General features: G+C 62.5%; 16 protein-coding genes and 1 tRNA gene. 13 read left to right on the top strand and 4 right to left on the bottom strand.

Going from position 1 to position 15,687, the window contains the following annotated elements; all coding sequences use genetic code 11:
• Nucleotides 1-18: 18 nt before the first annotated feature.
• From J7U39_RS17185 to J7U39_RS17165, 5 genes are all read left to right on the top strand, one after another.
• Entirely contained in the window at nucleotides 19-1,185 is a 1,167-nt protein-coding gene (locus tag J7U39_RS17185) for a pyridoxal phosphate-dependent aminotransferase (protein ID WP_210629288.1), read from the top strand.
• 203 nt (nucleotides 1,186-1,388) lie between these two features.
• Nucleotides 1,389-2,423 (top strand): UDP-glucose 4-epimerase GalE, encoded by a 1,035-nt coding sequence (gene galE, locus J7U39_RS17180; protein ID WP_210629287.1) that lies wholly within the window; start codon nucleotides 1,389-1,391, stop codon nucleotides 2,421-2,423.
• A 116-nt stretch (nucleotides 2,424-2,539) separates the two neighbouring features.
• Complete coding sequence (locus J7U39_RS17175; RefSeq protein ID WP_210629286.1) at nucleotides 2,540-4,501, top strand: EAL domain-containing protein; 1,962 nt, start codon at nucleotides 2,540-2,542, stop codon at nucleotides 4,499-4,501.
• 83 nt (nucleotides 4,502-4,584) lie between these two features.
• A complete protein-coding gene (locus J7U39_RS17170) occupies nucleotides 4,585-5,637 on the top strand; it encodes an enoyl-CoA hydratase/isomerase family protein (RefSeq protein ID WP_210629285.1) in 1,053 nt (350 codons plus the stop codon).
• Between the two features lie 242 nt (nucleotides 5,638-5,879).
• On the top strand, nucleotides 5,880-6,848 hold the full coding sequence (locus J7U39_RS17165) for an MBL fold metallo-hydrolase (RefSeq protein ID WP_210629284.1): 969 nt from the start codon (nucleotides 5,880-5,882) through the stop codon (nucleotides 6,846-6,848).
• 47 nt (nucleotides 6,849-6,895) lie between these two features.
• Here J7U39_RS17165 and J7U39_RS17160 read toward each other — a convergent pair whose 3' ends face one another.
• Complete coding sequence (locus J7U39_RS17160) at nucleotides 6,896-8,956, bottom strand: ATP-dependent helicase (protein WP_210629283.1); 2,061 nt, start codon at nucleotides 8,954-8,956, stop codon at nucleotides 6,896-6,898.
• A gap of 96 nt (nucleotides 8,957-9,052) precedes the next feature.
• Complete coding sequence (locus J7U39_RS17155; protein WP_210629282.1) at nucleotides 9,053-9,319, bottom strand: hypothetical protein; 267 nt, start codon at nucleotides 9,317-9,319, stop codon at nucleotides 9,053-9,055.
• A gap of 228 nt (nucleotides 9,320-9,547) precedes the next feature.
• On the opposite strand from J7U39_RS17155, the gene J7U39_RS17150 reads away from it, so the two are divergent.
• Nucleotides 9,548-9,811, top strand: coding sequence for a hypothetical protein (locus J7U39_RS17150; protein WP_210629281.1), 264 nt, complete (start codon nucleotides 9,548-9,550; stop codon nucleotides 9,809-9,811).
• 222 nt (nucleotides 9,812-10,033) lie between these two features.
• Here J7U39_RS17150 and J7U39_RS17145 read toward each other — a convergent pair whose 3' ends face one another.
• The gene (locus J7U39_RS17145; protein ID WP_210629280.1) at nucleotides 10,034-10,276 is read right to left on the bottom strand and encodes a DUF982 domain-containing protein; all 243 of its coding nucleotides are present in this window, start codon (nucleotides 10,274-10,276) and stop codon (nucleotides 10,034-10,036) included.
• A gap of 346 nt (nucleotides 10,277-10,622) precedes the next feature.
• Nucleotides 10,623-10,697 (bottom strand) — tRNA-Thr (locus tag J7U39_RS17140).
• Between the two features lie 156 nt (nucleotides 10,698-10,853).
• Here J7U39_RS17140 and J7U39_RS17135 point away from each other — a divergent pair.
• From J7U39_RS17135 to infA, 7 genes are all read left to right on the top strand, one after another.
• On the top strand, nucleotides 10,854-11,048 hold the full coding sequence (locus J7U39_RS17135; protein ID WP_011423945.1) for a hypothetical protein: 195 nt from the start codon (nucleotides 10,854-10,856) through the stop codon (nucleotides 11,046-11,048).
• A 92-nt stretch (nucleotides 11,049-11,140) separates the two neighbouring features.
• Nucleotides 11,141-12,433 (top strand): UDP-N-acetylglucosamine 1-carboxyvinyltransferase, encoded by a 1,293-nt coding sequence (gene murA / locus J7U39_RS17130; protein ID WP_210629279.1) that lies wholly within the window; start codon nucleotides 11,141-11,143, stop codon nucleotides 12,431-12,433.
• Nucleotides 12,434-12,589: 156 nt separating this feature from the next.
• Nucleotides 12,590-13,021, top strand: a complete 432-nt coding sequence (locus tag J7U39_RS17125; RefSeq protein ID WP_210629278.1) for a DUF2948 family protein — start codon at nucleotides 12,590-12,592, stop codon at nucleotides 13,019-13,021.
• A 57-nt stretch (nucleotides 13,022-13,078) separates the two neighbouring features.
• Complete coding sequence (gene hisD / locus J7U39_RS17120; RefSeq protein WP_210629277.1) at nucleotides 13,079-14,374, top strand: histidinol dehydrogenase; 1,296 nt, start codon at nucleotides 13,079-13,081, stop codon at nucleotides 14,372-14,374.
• Between the two features lie 10 nt (nucleotides 14,375-14,384).
• A complete protein-coding gene (locus J7U39_RS17115) occupies nucleotides 14,385-14,858 on the top strand; it encodes a UPF0262 family protein (protein ID WP_210629276.1) in 474 nt (157 codons plus the stop codon).
• Nucleotides 14,855-15,340 (top strand): low molecular weight phosphatase family protein, encoded by a 486-nt coding sequence (locus tag J7U39_RS17110; RefSeq protein ID WP_210629275.1) that lies wholly within the window; start codon nucleotides 14,855-14,857, stop codon nucleotides 15,338-15,340. Before J7U39_RS17115 ends, J7U39_RS17110 begins: the two co-directional genes overlap by 4 nt.
• Before the next feature lie 122 nt (nucleotides 15,341-15,462).
• A complete protein-coding gene (infA, locus tag J7U39_RS17105; protein WP_003545338.1) occupies nucleotides 15,463-15,681 on the top strand; it encodes a translation initiation factor IF-1 in 219 nt (72 codons plus the stop codon).
• The last annotated feature ends 6 nt before the right edge of the window (nucleotides 15,682-15,687 follow it).

The following is a 15,687-nucleotide window of genomic DNA, read 5'->3' as shown; positions in this document are numbered from 1 at the left end:
CGAAAACCGGAGATCTGCATGTCGATCATGAACAGCCTCAGCCCGCGCGCCGTGGCGGCGCCCGAAAGCGGGATCGTCGAAGTCGTCAATTATGCCCGCGGCCGCGAAGGCCTGCTGCCGCTCTGGGTCGGTGAAGGCGATCTGCCGACGCCCGATTTCATCAGCCGGGCGGCGATGAAAGCGCTGGCCGCCGGCGAGACCTTCTACACCTGGCAGCGCGGCATTCCCGAGCTTCGCCGGGCGCTGTCGGATTATTATGTCAGGCATTTTTCCGTCCGGCTGCCGGTCGAGCATTTCTACGCCACCGGCTCCGGCATGCAGGCGATCCAGCTCTGCGTGCAGGCGCTGACTTCGCCTGGCGACGAATTCGTTTATCTCACCCCCGCCTGGCCGAATATTGCCGCAGCCCTCGAAATAGCAGGTGCGCGCTCCGTCGGCGTCACGCTGCAGTTCGAAGGCGGCAAATGGACGGTCGATCTCGAGCGCGTCGAAGCCGCCATCACATCCAAAACCAGAGGCATCTTCATCAACACCCCTTCGAACCCGACGGGTTGGACCGCGACGAAGAAAGATCTCGGCAATATCCTGGCGCTCGCCCGCAAACATGATCTCTGGATCATGGCGGATGAAATATACGCGCGCTATTACTTCGCCGGCGGCCGCGCGGCCTCGTTCCTCGACGTGATGGAGCCGGACGACAAGATCGTCTTCGTCAATTCCTTCTCGAAAAACTGGTCGATGACCGGCTGGCGCGTCGGCTGGATCGTCGCCCCCCCAGAGATGGGCCAGGTGCTTGAAAACCTCGTCCAATATTCGACATCCGGCGTGGCGCAGTTCATGCAGAAGGGCGCCGTCGCAGCCCTTGATCAAGGCGATGATTTCGTTGCGGCCAACATCGCCAAGGCGGCGCGGTCGCGCGATATCCTCTGCGATGCGCTGATTGCCACCAATCGCGTCGAGACGCTGAAGCCGGACGGCGCGATCTATGCGTTCCTGAAGATCGACGGCGTTGCCGACAGCCGCAGCGCCGCCATCGACATCGTCGACAAGACGGGCGTCGGCCTTGCTCCCGGGGCTGCCTTCGGCGCCGGCGGCGAGCTCTTCCTGCGCGCCTGTTTCCTGCGCGATCCCGCCCAGGTGGCGATCGCGGCCGAGCGCCTCTGCGACTATATCCTCAAGCGCTGAGAGGGCGCGGGGCACGCCCGTGCGGGACGATTTCGTGCCGGAATCGCCTGATCGATAAAACTGTAGCGAAGAGCGAAATCAGCCTCTAACCACGACTCCAAACATACCCGTTCAAACGCCTTACAACGGCGCCGTGATAAGAAAATTGGAAAGAAAACCGGCGCCTGATGCCCCTGCTTATAAATTGAGGCGGGGTGTGGGGAATGGCGGTTTTGGTGACGGGCGGCGCCGGATACATCGGCAGTCACATGGTTTGGGCGCTCATCGATGCCGGCGAGGATGTGGTCGTGCTGGACCGTCTCTCCACCGGCTTCCGCTGGGCGGTGGCGCCGGCGGCGCGTTTTTATCTCGGCGACATCGCCGATGCCGATATTCTGAAGAAGATCTTCATCGAAAACGACATCGAGGCGATCATCCATTTCGCCGGCTCCGCCGTCGTGCCGGTGTCGGTTGCCGATCCCCTCGCCTATTACGACAACAATTCCGGCAAGACCCGGACGCTTCTTTCCGCCTCGATCAGGGCCGGCATCCGCAATTTCGTCTTCTCCTCGACGGCCGCCGTTTACGGCCAGCAGCAGACGGACCTGCCGGTGAAGGAGACGGCTCACCTCAATCCGGAAAATCCTTACGGTCAGTCGAAGCTGATGACCGAGCTTATGCTGCGTGACGCCGCCGCCGCCTATGATTTCAACTATGTCGCGCTTCGCTACTTCAACGTCGCCGGCGCCGACCCGCACCACCGCACCGGCCAGTCGACTTCGGGCGCCACGCACCTCATCAAGGTTGCCTGCGAGGCAGCGCTCGGCAAGCGTGACAGCGTCCATGTTTACGGCATCGACTATCCCACCCATGACGGCACCGGCGTGCGCGACTACATCCATGTCACCGACCTCGCCGATGCGCATCTGAAAGCGCTGCAGCACCTGCGCAGGGACAAGGGCCCGCTCGTCGCCAATTGCGGTTATGGCAGCGGCTATTCCGTGCTCGACGTCTTGAATATGGTCACCCGCCTGCACGGGCATTCCTTCAAGATTCACATGGCGCCGCGGCGCGCCGGCGATTCGGCCAGCGTCGTCGCCGATCCTTCGCTCGCCCGGCAGGTGCTCGACTGGAAGCCCCGCTACGATTCGCTTGAGACCATCGTCCAGAGTTCGCTCGATTGGGAACTCTTCCTGTCGAACAGAAACGTCGACGACCTGCACAGCATCCACCGGGCACTTGCCGCCGCATCCTTCTGAGCGGTGTCCGGCGGCGGCTGCCGTTTACACCAGCGCCCGCGGGCTTCGAATGACGTGACGTGAATAAGGAAACATCAAGCTTTCGCTGCCTGGCTCTGGCCGACGGATAAGAGAAGATGAAGAACTTTCTGGCTTCATTGCAGCTGCAAAGAGACAATCCGACGCTTCTGATGGCGCAGTTCCAGGCCCTGTCGTCGCAGATCCCCATTCTCTATATCATGCTGATCATCAATGCGCTGGCGGTGGCGATTACCCATCTGAAATCCGCGCCGCTGTGGCTGTCGCTCTATATTCCGGTGGCGCTCAGCGTCGTCTGTATGTTCCGTCTCTGCTGGTGGGAGATCAGGGGCAAGGAAAGCATCACTGCCGAGCGGGCCTACCGGCTGATGAAGGTGACGATATCGGGCGCCGGAATCCTGACCGTCGCTTTCGGCAGCTGGTCGGTCGCGCTTTACCAATATGGCGATGCGTCGCAGCAGGGCCAGATCGCCTATTTCCTCGTCGTGACCGGCATTTCCTGCATCTTCTGCCTGATGCATCTGCCGATGGCGGCGGCGATGACCACGGTCATTACCTTCTCCGCCATGATCACCACCTTCATGTTCTCGGGCAATCCCGTTTTCGTGGCGACCGCCGTCAGCGGGCTCTTCCTCATCTTGCCCTTCCTCCGGGTGATCAACAGCTATTTCCAGAATTTCGTCGGCCTGGTGCAACTGACCGAGGAGTTGAAGAAGAATCAGGCGGAGGCCGAGGAGTTGAACCTCGTCAACAGCCGCAACGCGCTGCATGATCAACTGACCGGCCTTGCCAACCGCCGCAGCTTCTTTCTCTCCCTGGAAGAACGGTTGCAGAAGAATCCGTTCTCGACGCCCGTTCTCGGCATTATCGATCTCGACGGCTTCAAGCCCGTCAACGACGTTTTCGGCCATGCCGCCGGTGATCTCGTGCTCAAGGAAACGGCGCGACGCTTCACCGCTTTGGTCGGCGAGGAGGGTATCGTCTCCCGTCTCGGCGGCGATGAATTCGGCATCATTTTCCCCTCATCGATGACGCGCCAGGCGGTCGCCGATCTCGGTCAGGCGCTTTGCGCCGCCGTCCGTGATCCCATCGAAATCCCCGATGGCTCGGTCCGCGTCTTCGGCTCCTGCGGCATCGTCTATCCCGATCTCGGCGAATACACCGCCGAAGACCTCTACGAGAAGGCCGATTTCGCCCTCTACCAGGTCAAGAGCAAGCGCAGCAGCGGCGTCGAATTCTTCTCCGCCGAACACGAAAAGATCCTGACGCAGCGCTACCTGATCGAACTCGAGTTGCAGGCAAACGATTTCGCCGGGGAATTGAAACTCGACTACCAGCCGATCGTCGAATTGAAGAGCGGCCGCGTCGTCGCTTATGAGGCGCTCGCCCGCTGGGACAGCGCCCGTTTCGGACGCATCAGCCCCACAGCCTTCATTCCCGCCGCCGAGCGCACGGCGGTGATCGGCCGCATGACGCGCATCCTCTTTGCCCAGGCGCTCGAAGCGCTGGCGATCATTCCGCGCCATCTGAGGCTCTCCTTCAACCTCTCGGCACGGGATATCTGCGATCATGAGACCTCGATGGCGCTGCTTGCCATGATCACCCGCTCCGGCATCGACCCGAAGCGCATCGAATTTGAAATTACCGAAACCGCATTGCTCTCCGATTTCGACACGGCCGACCGGGTGATCACGATGCTGCGCGCCGCCGGCATCTCGATCGCCCTCGATGATTTCGGCACCGGCTTTTCCAGCCTCAGCCATATTCATCGTCTGGCCTTCGACAAGCTGAAGATCGACAAGGGTTTCGTGATGAATTTCGATCGCGACGCCCGTTGCATGAACATCACTCGATCGGTCGCCAACCTCTGTCAGAAGCTCGGCATCGCCTCGGTCGCCGAAGGTGTGGAAAGCGAAGCGATCGCCGAGGGATTGAAGGCGATGGGTGTCCGTCTGGCGCAGGGCTATTATTTCTCGCGGCCGCTGCCGCTGGAACTCGCCATCGAATATGCGGACCGCTGCGAAGCCGCAGCGTCAGCCCGAGACGCCCTGTCGGCCTGAGCAATCGCTTGGTCCCGGCCCGCAAATACTCTGGAGCGATGCCGCATCCTCGTCTATGCATGGTTCAACAGACGAGGTGAACCATGCAGCACGGCGAAGTGATCATCGAACGGCGGGGCACTGCCGGCATCATCCGGCTCAACCGGCCGCGGGCGCTGAACAGTCTGACGCTGCCGATGATCCGCGCGCTCGCGGAGGCCCTTCATGGCTTTGCCTCCGGATCCGATGTGGCAAGCGTTGTGATCACGGGCGAAGGCGAACGCGGCTTCTGTGCCGGCGGTGATATCCGTGCGCTGCATGAAAGCGCCCGCGCCGGCGATGGTCTCGCCGGAACCTTCTGGCGCGAGGAATTCCGCCTCAACCATATGATCGCCTCCTATCCCAAACCCTATGTCGCGCTGATGGACGGCATCACCATGGGCGGCGGCGTCGGCCTGTCCTCGCACGGCCGCCACCGCATCGTCACCGAGCGCACGCGGCTTGCCATGCCGGAGACCGGCATCGGCTATGTCCCCGATGTCGGCGCCACATGGCTGCTGCCGAAGGCGCCCGGCGAGGCCGGAACATGGCTCGGCCTGACCGGGCTCGATATTGGTGCTGCGGACGCGATCTATGCTGGTCTCGCCGATCTTCAGATCGCTTCGGCGCGGCTCGACGCGGTGATCGATGGCCTTTGCGACCTGCCGCGCACCAGCGCGTCGACGGAAGTCGATGCCCTGCTGCAGGGATTTTCCGAACCGCTGGCGGAAAGCCGGTTGCGGCAGAATGTCGATGTGATCGACCGCGCATTTTCCTTCGACGGCGTCGAGGAAATCCTCGCGGCTCTCGCCAAAGAAGAGGGCGACTTTGCAGCCGAGACGCGCCGGGTATTGCTCAGCCGGTCGCCGACCAGCCTGAAACTCGCTCTGCTGCTGCTGAGGGCGGGCCGGCGCAGTGCCTCGCTCGCCGAATGTCTTCGCCGCGAACTCGGCGCCTGCCTGCAGATGCTTGATAATCCCGATTTCTTCGAAGGCATCCGCGCCGCTGTCATCGACAAGGACCGCAATCCGAAATGGTCGCCGGCATCAGTCGAGGCGGTGACGCCGGAAACGGTCGAGCGCTTCCTGAAACCGGCTGAGCCGCCGCTTTCGCTTTGATGTCGTAACTCCTGCGTTGCTGCTAGCGAGGGCACCGCCTGCCGGGCGGGACTCTGCGTCCTTTTGCTGGTCGCTCCACGCCAAATCTGCACTGCACCACGGCGAATCCATAGGCGGGCCTGTCCTAAAGCCTAGCCTTCCCTCTCCCTTGACCTGATCGACCGCCAAACGCGCTCCGGCATAGTCTCCGCTTCGTGATCATCGACCCGACATCTTTCGATCATGCAACACAGGAGCGCATCATGTCACAAGCAGAAGCAAGACCCCGTACGGCTGGCCAGCAGGAGACAAACATCAACCTCAACAGTACCTCGCAGCCCGGCAGACCGCGGCCGGATGAGCTGGTTCCGTCGCGCTACGCGGTGCGGATCGGCGAGATTGAAGTTCTGATCATCAGCGATGGTGTGCTGCCGCTCCCAACCGCGATGCTGGGGCACAATGTCGATGCGGCTGACAGGGCAGCGTGGCTGGGGGATATGTTCCTGCCGCCGGACGCTTTCGACTGGGCGCTGAACGTGGTCCTGGTCCGCAGCGGCGGGCAGACCATCCTCATCGACGCCGGGCTGGGGCTGGACCCGGACTTGAACTTGCCGCGGGCCGGGCAGCTGATCAGGAGGCTGGAGGCTGCTGGTATCGATCTTGCGGCGGTGACCGACGTGGTGCTGACCCACCTGCACATGGATCACATCGGCGGGCTGCTGGTTGATGGGGTGAAGGACCGACTGCGTCCGGACCTCAGGATTCACGTGGCGGCTGCCGAGGCGAAGTTCTGGAAAGCGCCCGATTTCAGCCAGGTGTCCATGCCGCCAGGCTTCCCTGACGCGCTTCGGGCGACCGCAAAGCGGTTCCTCGGCGAGTACGCCAGCCATCTTAGGCTATTCGACGAGCAATCCGAGGTGGCGCCGGGTGTGGTCGCCCAACGCACCGGCGGCCACACTCCCGGACACAGCGTTGTTCGCCTGGCATCGGGCAGCGACCAGTTGACATTCGCCGGCGACGCCATCTTTGCGGTCGGGTTTGAGCACCCCGACTGGTACAATGGTTTCGAACACTATCCCGAAGAAGCGGCTCGTGTGCGCCGCGATCTTTTGCGGGAGCTGGCGGCGACCGGTGAACAGCTGGTGGCCACCCACCTGCCGTTCCCGTCCGTCGGCCGGGTGGCGGTAGACGGCGAAGCTTTCCGCTGGGTGCCGGTCTTCTGGGACTATTGAGCGCCGAACCAAAGAGCGTTGCATGGAGCCGATCTATGCAACGCACTCTATCGCCACATGCCGCGCATGCGGGCGCCGACGTCGATGCGCACCTGCCGCGCTTGCGCCTGGGCGGCGGCTTCCGATTTCACCTGCGGCCAGCTGCAGGCCTCGAAGAACTGCAGCAGCGTCGCGGGAATGAAACGGCTGCGCGCGGCATAGACGTGCCGATCGCCTTGGGCGTTCTGCCCATAGGTGAAGAAGCGTTGCGGCACGACAAGGTCGAGACCGTCCCGGGCGCGCGTCATCGCCACATAGAGCAGCCGGCGTTCCTCCTCGATTTCGGCGCTGGCGCCGACGGCAAGATCGCTCGGAATACAGCCGTCGACGACGTTCAGCATGAACACCCTCGTCCACTCCTGGCCCTTGGCCGAATGGATGGTCGAGAGGACGAGATAATCCTCGTCGAGCAGCGGCACGCCGGCCTGGTCGCTGGTCGCATCCGGCGGATCGAGGGTGAGCTCGGTGAGGAAGCGCTCGCGCGAGGCATAGCCGCCGGCAATCTGCTCGAGCTGCAGGAGATCGGCCTGCCGCGTCGCCGCGTCCTCATGCAGCCGTTCCAGATGCGGCGCGTACCATTGCCGCGCCAGCCCGATTTCAGCCGGCCAGCCGGCCTTGCCGGATTTCAGCTCCTGCAGAATCGAAACGAAGGCGGTCCAGTCCTCGCCGGAGCGCGGCGGCGCCGGCATGGCGGCCAGCGCCGACAGCGGGCTTGCATCCTCGGCCATCAGATCGAGCGCCTTCTGCGCCGTCGACGGTCCGACGCCTGGCAGGATCTGCATCAGCCGGAAGCCCGCCACCCGGTCGCGCGGATTTTGCGCAAAGCGAAGGGCGGCCAGCATGTCCTTCACATGCGCGCTGTCGAGAAACTTCAAGCCCCCGAACTTGACGAAGGGAATATTGCGCCGGGTCAGCTCAACCTCCAGCGGCCCGCTGTGATGGGCGGCGCGGAAGAGCACGGCCTGCTGCTTGAGCCTCAAGCCTTCTTCGCGATTGTCGAGCACCTTTTCGGCGATATAACGCGCCTGCTCGGCCTCGTCGCGCACCGAAACGAGGCGCGGCCGTTCCGCCGATTGCCGCTCGGTCCAGAGATTCTTGGTGAAGCGCTCCGAGGCGAGATCGATGACGGCATTGGCCGCGGCCAGGATCGGCTGCGTCGAGCGGTAATTGCGATCGAGCGTGACGATATTGGCGGCCGGGCTGAAGGCGGCGGGAAAATCGAGGATATTGCGAACCGTCGCCGCACGGAAGGAATAGATCGACTGCGCGTCATCGCCGACGACGGTCAGCCCCTGGCCCTCAGGCTTCAGCGCCAGAAGGATCGAGGCCTGCAGCCTGTTGGTGTCCTGATATTCGTCGACGAGCACATGGTCGAAGCGGCTGCCGATATCCTCGGCAATCACGTTCTCGCCGACCATCTGCGCCCAGTAGAGCAGGAGATCGTCGTAATCGAGCACGTTCTGAGCCTGCTTCGCCTCGACATAACAGGCAAAGAGTTCGCGCAGTTGTTGCTCCCACGCTGCGCACCAGGGAAAGGCGTCGCGCAGCACCTGATCGAGCGCCGTCTCCGAATTCACTGCCCGGGAATAGATGGCGAGGCAGGTCCCCTTGGCCGGAAAGCGGCTTTCCGTTTTGGAGAAGCCGAGATCGTGCCGGATGAGGTTCATCAGATCGGCGCTGTCTTCGCGGTCGTGAATGGTGAAATCGGCATCGAGGCCGATCTGCTGGGCGTAATCGCGCAGCAGCCGCGCGCCGATGCCGTGGAATGTGCCGGACCAGTTGAGCGCATCGGCCATGATGCCGGCATTCGAACCCAGCACATCACGGCAGATGCGCTCGACGCGCCGCGCCATCTCGGCGGCTGCCCGACGCGAGAAGGTCATCAGCAGGATGCGGCGCGGATCGGCGCCCTTGACGATCAGATGGGCGACGCGATGCGCCAGCGTATTCGTCTTGCCGGAGCCGGCGCCGGCAATGACCAGCAGCGGCCCGGCAATATGGCTGCCGTCAGTGAGCGTGCCGTGCTCGACGGCCATGCGCTGCTGCGGATTGAGCTTTTCGAGATACATCCAGCCGTCCGGTCGGGCTCCCGCAGAATCACTCCGGGAAGATTAGATGTTCCTTGAATGTTCGCGATTTTAGCCGCTGTCAAGCGGTTCGAGACCTTAATCGGGGAAATCCGGGCCGATCACGCGCCGCACCAGTTTCAGGCTGCGGTCGGGCTGGAGGATATAGGTTTCCTCCACGCGCTGGCCCGTCTCGTTGTAGAATTGATGATGGACGGCGCTGCCGATCGGCGACTTGGTGAGCTTGGTTCGCGGCTGGCCGCCATAGGTGATGCTGCCGGGGATGGGTTCGAGCGCGGCCGTATCGGCCGAGGAGCAGCCGGCCAGCAATGCCCCTGCAAACAAGGCGGGCAGAAACCCTTTCATCATCGTCGTCCTTCTCAGCTGATATGGAACGCGCAGCCTCTTTCGCCAAGAGCTGCTGCCCGTCACGTTCTCGAATGTTTCGTGCGCCGGCGCAGCGATGTCGACGGGGGCCGAGATCGCGGAGAGCATCGCCGGCTGAGGCTATGTTGCAGCGCCTGCTGCGGCGCTGAGGGAACCAAAGCACTCTCCAGGTGTTGAAATGCCGGACCCGAAACGCTGGAGACCATCATGCAGACGCTTCTTCGCCTCTGGGCGTCCACCTTGATCATCGGCTGCGGCGTCTTTGTCGGCTCAGCCTATGCCTCGCTCGAGACGGGCATGGATTATTCCGCCTTGCCGAAGGATCAGATCGCCCTCAACGAATATACCGGCAGTGTCGCTTGTGAGCCGGCAGAGCCGCACTACCTGCCGTCCTTCATCCGCGCGGCCGACGGCACGATCATCGGTGTGGGATATATCGAGATGGAGAATGAGGCCGGTGCGGATTGCTGAAGCCGATCCGCTCGAACGAGGCTCGCCTGCGTTTCCGGATGACGAGCCTCTGACCGTCATCATGACGGCTGGATGTTTTCTATCGAAACAGCTGGCTCAGGCGCAACGCCCTTTGCGCCAAAACCCGGCACCTGCTCGATGCAGGGTTAAGTGAAAATTAAACAATGTATCGTTCCGGCACGGTTTGCTGACCAAACCGGAAACGGCCGGACGTCTGCTGCATCAATGCAGCTTCAGCTTCGCCTCTTCGGCCGCCGCCAGGAACTCGGCTCTAGCCTCCTCCATGCTTTTGCGACCGTCCAACGCAGCCCGGCAGGTGCTGCGGGCCTTGATGTAACGAAGCCCGCGCGAACTCGGCCAGAGATCTGCCAGGCATTTCAAGGCATCGAACGGCCCGTTGACCGTTCGCGCATCGGCTCCCTCGAAACCGACCGTGACCGGGCTGTTCCATCGTTCAGTTGCCATCGATTCTCCTCCACGATTGTCGACAGAAACAGGGTGCAGCGCCTCCCATTCTCAGGACGGACGCCGCTATGATAGGCATTCTAGCGCGATTTTTGCCGTCAACAATGGTGAATCGTTCGTTGCTGATGAGGCGAAATGCCAGCTTGGGTGAGGCGGATCGCCGGGGGTGCGCACGCCAGGGGAATGTTGAGCAGTCGCAGATAAGTTTTATGGAACTTGCGCGCTGGAGCCGCTAGGCACGGGGAGAGGTCGCGGCTTGGTCTCTTCGCCCCGTTCATGGGGAGAAGGTGGCGGCGGCCGGATCAGGGGTAGCCGGGCGCGTGAGAAATGATGTCCGGGAGAAAACTGGTGCTGCCGAGTGGGATTGAACCACCGACCTCACCCTTACCAAGGGTGTGCTCTACCACTGAGCTACGGCAGCAGGACCAGATCCGCATGGAGCCGGGCGGCTCAATTGCAGGAACGGGGCGGCTATTGCCACAGCTTGACGACAAGCGCAAGCCGCAAAATCCAACTTCGCGTGGATAGAGATGCAAGGGCCTTTTGGATCGGTGCGAATTCGGCTAATTCTGTTGACATGAACGACAAGACCGAAACCGGCCAGAAGAGCCGTAAAGAGGCGATCGAGGCACAGGCGAAACTGCGCCGCGAGCGCGCCGCCGAAAAGCTCAGGGAAAATCTCTCGAGACGCAAACAGCAGGTGCGTGCCCGCCGTTCCGGCCAGGCCGACGAAACAAACGGGCTGCCCGCCGCAAAAATGGACGAATCGTAATGTTCCGTCCCGGACGAATTGAAGCCTCTGCATAAATCCCCTAAACACCTCACTCCTTCTTTCAAGGCAGAACTTTCAGGAAGTAAGCGCACATGGATCGTATCAGAATTGTCGGCGGTAATGAGCTGAATGGCATCATTCCGATTTCCGGCGCCAAGAATGCCGCACTGCCGCTCATGATCGCCTCGCTTCTGACCAGTGACACGCTGACGCTGGAAAACGTGCCGCATCTGGCAGACGTCGAGCTTCTGATGCGCATTCTCGGCAATCACGGCGTCGACGTCGCCGTCAACGGCCGCCGCGAGCGCCAGGAGGATTCCTACGCCCGCACGATCCACTTCACCTGCCGCACCATCGTCGATACCACCGCTTCTTACGAACTGGTCTCCAAGATGCGCGCCTCCTTCTGGGTCATCGGGCCACTCTTGGCGCGTGAGGGCCATTGCCGCGTGTCGTTGCCGGGCGGCTGCGCCATCGGCACGCGCCCCGTCGATCTTTTCATCGACGGCCTGACGGCGCTTGGCGCGACGATGGAGATCGATGCCGGTTATATCAACGCCAGGGCGCCGGATGGCGGCCTGATCGGCGCGCGTTACACCTTCCCGAAAGTCTCCGTCGGCGCCACCCATGTGTTGATGATGGCCGCGACCCTTGCCCGCGGCACGACTGTCATCGGCAACGCCGCCCGCGAACCTGAAGTCGCCGACCTCGCCAACTGCCTGAACGCCATGGGCGCCAAGATATCAGGCGCCGGCACCTCGACCATTACCATCGAAGGCGTCACCTCGCTCTCGGGCGCCCGTCATCGCGTCCTGCCGGACCGCATCGAGACCGGCACCTACGCCATGGCCGTCGCCATGGCCGGCGGTGACGTCGTGCTCGAAAATACCGATGTGTCGCTGCTCGAAACCGCACTGGAAACCCTGCGCCGGGCCGGCGCTGATATCTCGGCGACCAATAACGGCATGCGCGTCAGGCGCAACGGCGCCGGCATCAAGCCGGTCGATATCGTCACCGATCCTTTCCCGGGCTTCCCCACCGATCTGCAGGCACAGTTCATGGCGCTGATGACCCGCTCCTCCGGCATCTCGCATGTCACCGAGACCATCTTCGAAAACCGCTTCATGCACGTGCAGGAGCTTGCCCGACTCGGCGCCAGGATTTCGCTCTCCGGCCAGACCGCGAAGATCGAAGGTGTCCAGCGCCTGCGCGGCGCGCCCGTCATGGCGACCGATTTGCGCGCCTCCGTCTCGCTCGTCATCGCCGGCCTCGCCGCCGAGGGTGAAACCACGGTCTCCCGTGTCTACCACCTCGACCGCGGCTTCGAGCGGCTCGAAGCGAAGCTGACCCGCTGCGGCGCCGTCGTCGAGCGCATCAGCGAGTAAGAGAGACCTTCATTCCGGTTGCGTAATCGGTCGCAGCATCTTATTTCCCTTGTCTGACGCATCGCCATTCCGGCGATGCCTGTTAAATAGCAAGAGCATGATGTCGTCCGAAAATCGCTCGCACTTTCGGCATCCTGCTCTGGGGATTGAGCCTGAATGACCGACCTGAAGCTTGTTGCGCTTGATGACGAGGACCTCGCGATCATTTCTGCGCATATGCAGGATAGCGTCTTCAAGGTCGGCGACATCGACTGGTCGCCGCGCGGCGCCCAGTTCGCGCTTGCCGCCAATCGCTTCGTCTGGGAAAGTGCCGCGCGCAAGCGCAGAGGTTTCGAGCGCCGCCGTGCCGTTCTGGCCTTCAAACGCGTGCTTGCCGTCCGTTCGCTCGGCGTCGATCGCGGCAATCGTGATCAGGTATTGTCGCTGCTGGCGCTGCGTTTCGACAGGAAGGGCGAGGGGCCGGATGGCACGATCGAGCTGGCGCTGTCGGGCACTGCCTCGATTGCGCTCGACGTCGAATGCATCGAGGTCCAGATGGCCGATATCGGCGGCGCATGGCAGGCGGCTTCCAAACCCCGCCACCCCTGAATGGCTTGACGCCTGAAGTTTGAACATCGCGGTTCGAGTTGAGAAGGAATATAGGTCTTGGCAATCTGGCTGGATCAGGCACTGGAAGGTTTCGAGCAGCATTTTGCCGCCTTTCTGACGACGAAGCGCGAAGTGTCCGAGGATGTGAATGCCGTCGCCCGCTCTATCATCGATGATGTCAGGGCGCGCGGCGATGTGGCGCTGGCCGAATATTCGCTGAAATTCGACGGCATCGATTTTGCCGTGGTACCGATGCGGGTGACGGCGGAGGAGATCGACGCGGCGATCGAGGCGGTGCCCGCCGAAGTGCTGGGTGCGCTGAAGCTCGCGGCGCTGCGCATCGAAAGCCATCATCGCCGGCAGCTGCCGAAGGACGATATCTACGAGGACGATCTCGGCGTCCGTCTCGGCTCGCGCTGGACGGCAATCGAGGCGGTCGGGCTCTATGTTCCGGGCGGCACCGCGAGTTACCCGAGCTCGGTGCTGATGAATGCCGTCCCGGCCAAGGTCGCCGGCGTCGATCGCGTCGTCATCGCCGTTCCTGCCACCGGCGGCGCCGTCAATCCGGCGGTGCTCGCCGCCGCCAGGCTGGCCGGCGTGACCGAGATCTATCGCGTCGGCGGCGCCCAGGCGATCGCCGCTCTCGCCTACGGCACCGAGACGATCGCTCCTGTCGCCAAGATCACCGGTCCCGGCAACGCCTATGTCGCCGCCGCCAAGCGCCACGTCTTCGGCACCGTCGGCATCGATATGATCGCCGGCCCCTCCGAGGTGCTGGTGATTGCGGACAAAGACAACAATCCTGATTGGATCGCCGCCGATCTTTTGGCGCAGGCCGAGCACGATGTCAGCGCCCAGGCGATCCTCATCACCGACGATGCCGAATTCGGCAAGGCGGTGGAGCAGGCGGTCGAACGCCAGCTGAAGACGCTGAACCGCGCCGACACGGCAGCGGCAAGCTGGCGCGATTTCGGCGCCGTCATCCTGGTTGCCGATCTGAAGCAGGCCATCCCGCTTGCCAATCGCATCGCTGCCGAGCATCTGGAGCTTGCCGTTGCCGATCCCGACCGGCTGCTCGACGGCATCCGCAATGCCGGCGCTATCTTCATCGGCGCTCATACGCCTGAGGTTATCGGCGATTATGTCGGCGGCTCGAACCATGTGCTGCCGACGGCGCGTTCGGCGCGCTTTTCCTCCGGCCTGTCTGTGCTCGATTTCGTCAAGCGTACCTCGATCCTGCGCCTGGGGCCGGGTGAGTTGCGCACCCTCGGCCCGGCGGCGATCGCGCTTGCGGTCTCCGAAGGCCTCGATGCCCATGCGCGGTCGGTCGCGATCCGCCTCAACCTCGATTAGGTGTGAGGGGATGGCGGCGGGCGATTTCCGGCTTTGCGACGTCGTCCTCGACGATACGATCGGCCGTTCGACGCCCGATGTCGAACATGAGCGTGCCGTCGCCATCTTCGATCTGATCGAGGAGAACAGGTTCGAGCCGCTCGGCCATGCCGGCGGTCCCTACCGGCTGAACATCTCGCTGATGGATTCGAAGCTGGTGTTCGCCATCAAGACCGAAGAAGGCGGCGATGTTGCCACCCATATCCTGTCGCTCACCCCCTTCCGGCGGATCGTCAAGGATTACTTCATGATCTGCGAAAGCTATTACGAAGCGATCCGATCGGCCACGCCAAGCCGCATCGAAGCGATCGACATGGGCCGGCGTGGCATCCACAACGAAGGCTCGCAGACGCTGAAAGACCGGCTGGCCGGCAAGATCGAGGTCGATTTCGACACCGCCCGGCGCCTTTTCACGCTGGTCTGTGTGCTCTACTGGCGCGGATGACGGCGATGGAGCTTGCCGCCGACGTCGAGGACGCAAAGAGGCCGGGCGCCATTCTTTTCATGTGCGGGCTGAACGCCATCCGCTCGCCGATGGCCGAAGCGATCGCCCGTAGCATTCTGCCTGCCAATACCTATATAAGGTCCGCCGGCGTTCGCGCCGGCGAGCGCGATCCTTTCGTCGATGTCGTGCTCGAGGAAATCGGGCTGTCCCTCGGGCGCCGCCAGCCGCAGACGCTTGATGAACTCGAGGACGATTATTTCGATCTGATCATCACGCTGTCGCCGCAGGCCCATCACGCCGCACTCGAGCTGACGCGGTCGAACGCGATCGACGTCGTCTACTGGCCGACCATGGATCCGACGGTCGTCAGCGGCACGAGGGAGCAGATACTGCACAGCTATCGCGAGGTCCGCGATCACCTGGCCGGCCTCATCGAAAGCCGGTTGCTCAAACGAAATGGCATCGCCGCGCAATCGGCATGAAAACAAATAAAGGAAAGCCTGATCAACAAGGTTCACAAACCTGCCTTGATTGTGTAGTTTCCGCCCAAATTTAAAGGCGCGCGTTGCGCTGCCTCTGCAACCCACAGGAAGAAAACCACTATATGCCGAAAGAAGAAGTCCTCGAATTCCCGGGAATCGTCACCGAACTTCTGCCGAATGCGACGTTCCGCGTGAAGCTTGAAAACGAACACGAGATCATCGCCCATACCGCCGGCCGCATGCGCAAGAACCGCATCCGCGTTCTCGCCGGCGACAAGGTGCTGGTGGAGATGACGCCCTACGATCTGACGAAGGGCCGCATCACCTACCGTTTCAAGTAAGTCTGC

Source organism: Rhizobium sp. NLR16a, assembly GCF_017948245.1.
Lineage (GTDB): Bacteria > Pseudomonadota > Alphaproteobacteria > Rhizobiales > Rhizobiaceae > Rhizobium.
Note: the sequence above shows the minus strand (reverse complement) of the source record. Positions and strands in the feature narration are given on the sequence as shown.

Coding starts and splice junctions, on each gene's coding strand:
- J7U39_RS17185 (WP_210629288.1), top strand. CDS start 19: ATGTCGATCATGAACAGCCTCAGCCCGCGCGCCGTGGCGGCGCCCGAA.
- J7U39_RS17145 (WP_210629280.1), bottom strand. CDS start 10,276: ATGGCAACTGAACGATGGAACAGCCCGGTCACGGTCGGTTTCGAGGGA.
- J7U39_RS17150 (WP_210629281.1), top strand. CDS start 9,548: ATGCAGACGCTTCTTCGCCTCTGGGCGTCCACCTTGATCATCGGCTGC.
- J7U39_RS17175 (WP_210629286.1), top strand. CDS start 2,540: ATGAAGAACTTTCTGGCTTCATTGCAGCTGCAAAGAGACAATCCGACG.
- J7U39_RS17115 (WP_210629276.1), top strand. CDS start 14,385: ATGGCGGCGGGCGATTTCCGGCTTTGCGACGTCGTCCTCGACGATACG.
- galE (WP_210629287.1), top strand. CDS start 1,389: ATGGCGGTTTTGGTGACGGGCGGCGCCGGATACATCGGCAGTCACATG.
- J7U39_RS17110 (WP_210629275.1), top strand. CDS start 14,855: ATGACGGCGATGGAGCTTGCCGCCGACGTCGAGGACGCAAAGAGGCCG.
- J7U39_RS17125 (WP_210629278.1), top strand. CDS start 12,590: ATGACCGACCTGAAGCTTGTTGCGCTTGATGACGAGGACCTCGCGATC.
- infA (WP_003545338.1), top strand. CDS start 15,463: ATGCCGAAAGAAGAAGTCCTCGAATTCCCGGGAATCGTCACCGAACTT.
- J7U39_RS17165 (WP_210629284.1), top strand. CDS start 5,880: ATGTCACAAGCAGAAGCAAGACCCCGTACGGCTGGCCAGCAGGAGACA.
- J7U39_RS17135 (WP_011423945.1), top strand. CDS start 10,854: ATGAACGACAAGACCGAAACCGGCCAGAAGAGCCGTAAAGAGGCGATC.
- J7U39_RS17170 (WP_210629285.1), top strand. CDS start 4,585: ATGCAGCACGGCGAAGTGATCATCGAACGGCGGGGCACTGCCGGCATC.
- murA (WP_210629279.1), top strand. CDS start 11,141: ATGGATCGTATCAGAATTGTCGGCGGTAATGAGCTGAATGGCATCATT.
- J7U39_RS17155 (WP_210629282.1), bottom strand. CDS start 9,319: ATGAAAGGGTTTCTGCCCGCCTTGTTTGCAGGGGCATTGCTGGCCGGC.
- J7U39_RS17160 (WP_210629283.1), bottom strand. CDS start 8,956: ATGTATCTCGAAAAGCTCAATCCGCAGCAGCGCATGGCCGTCGAGCAC.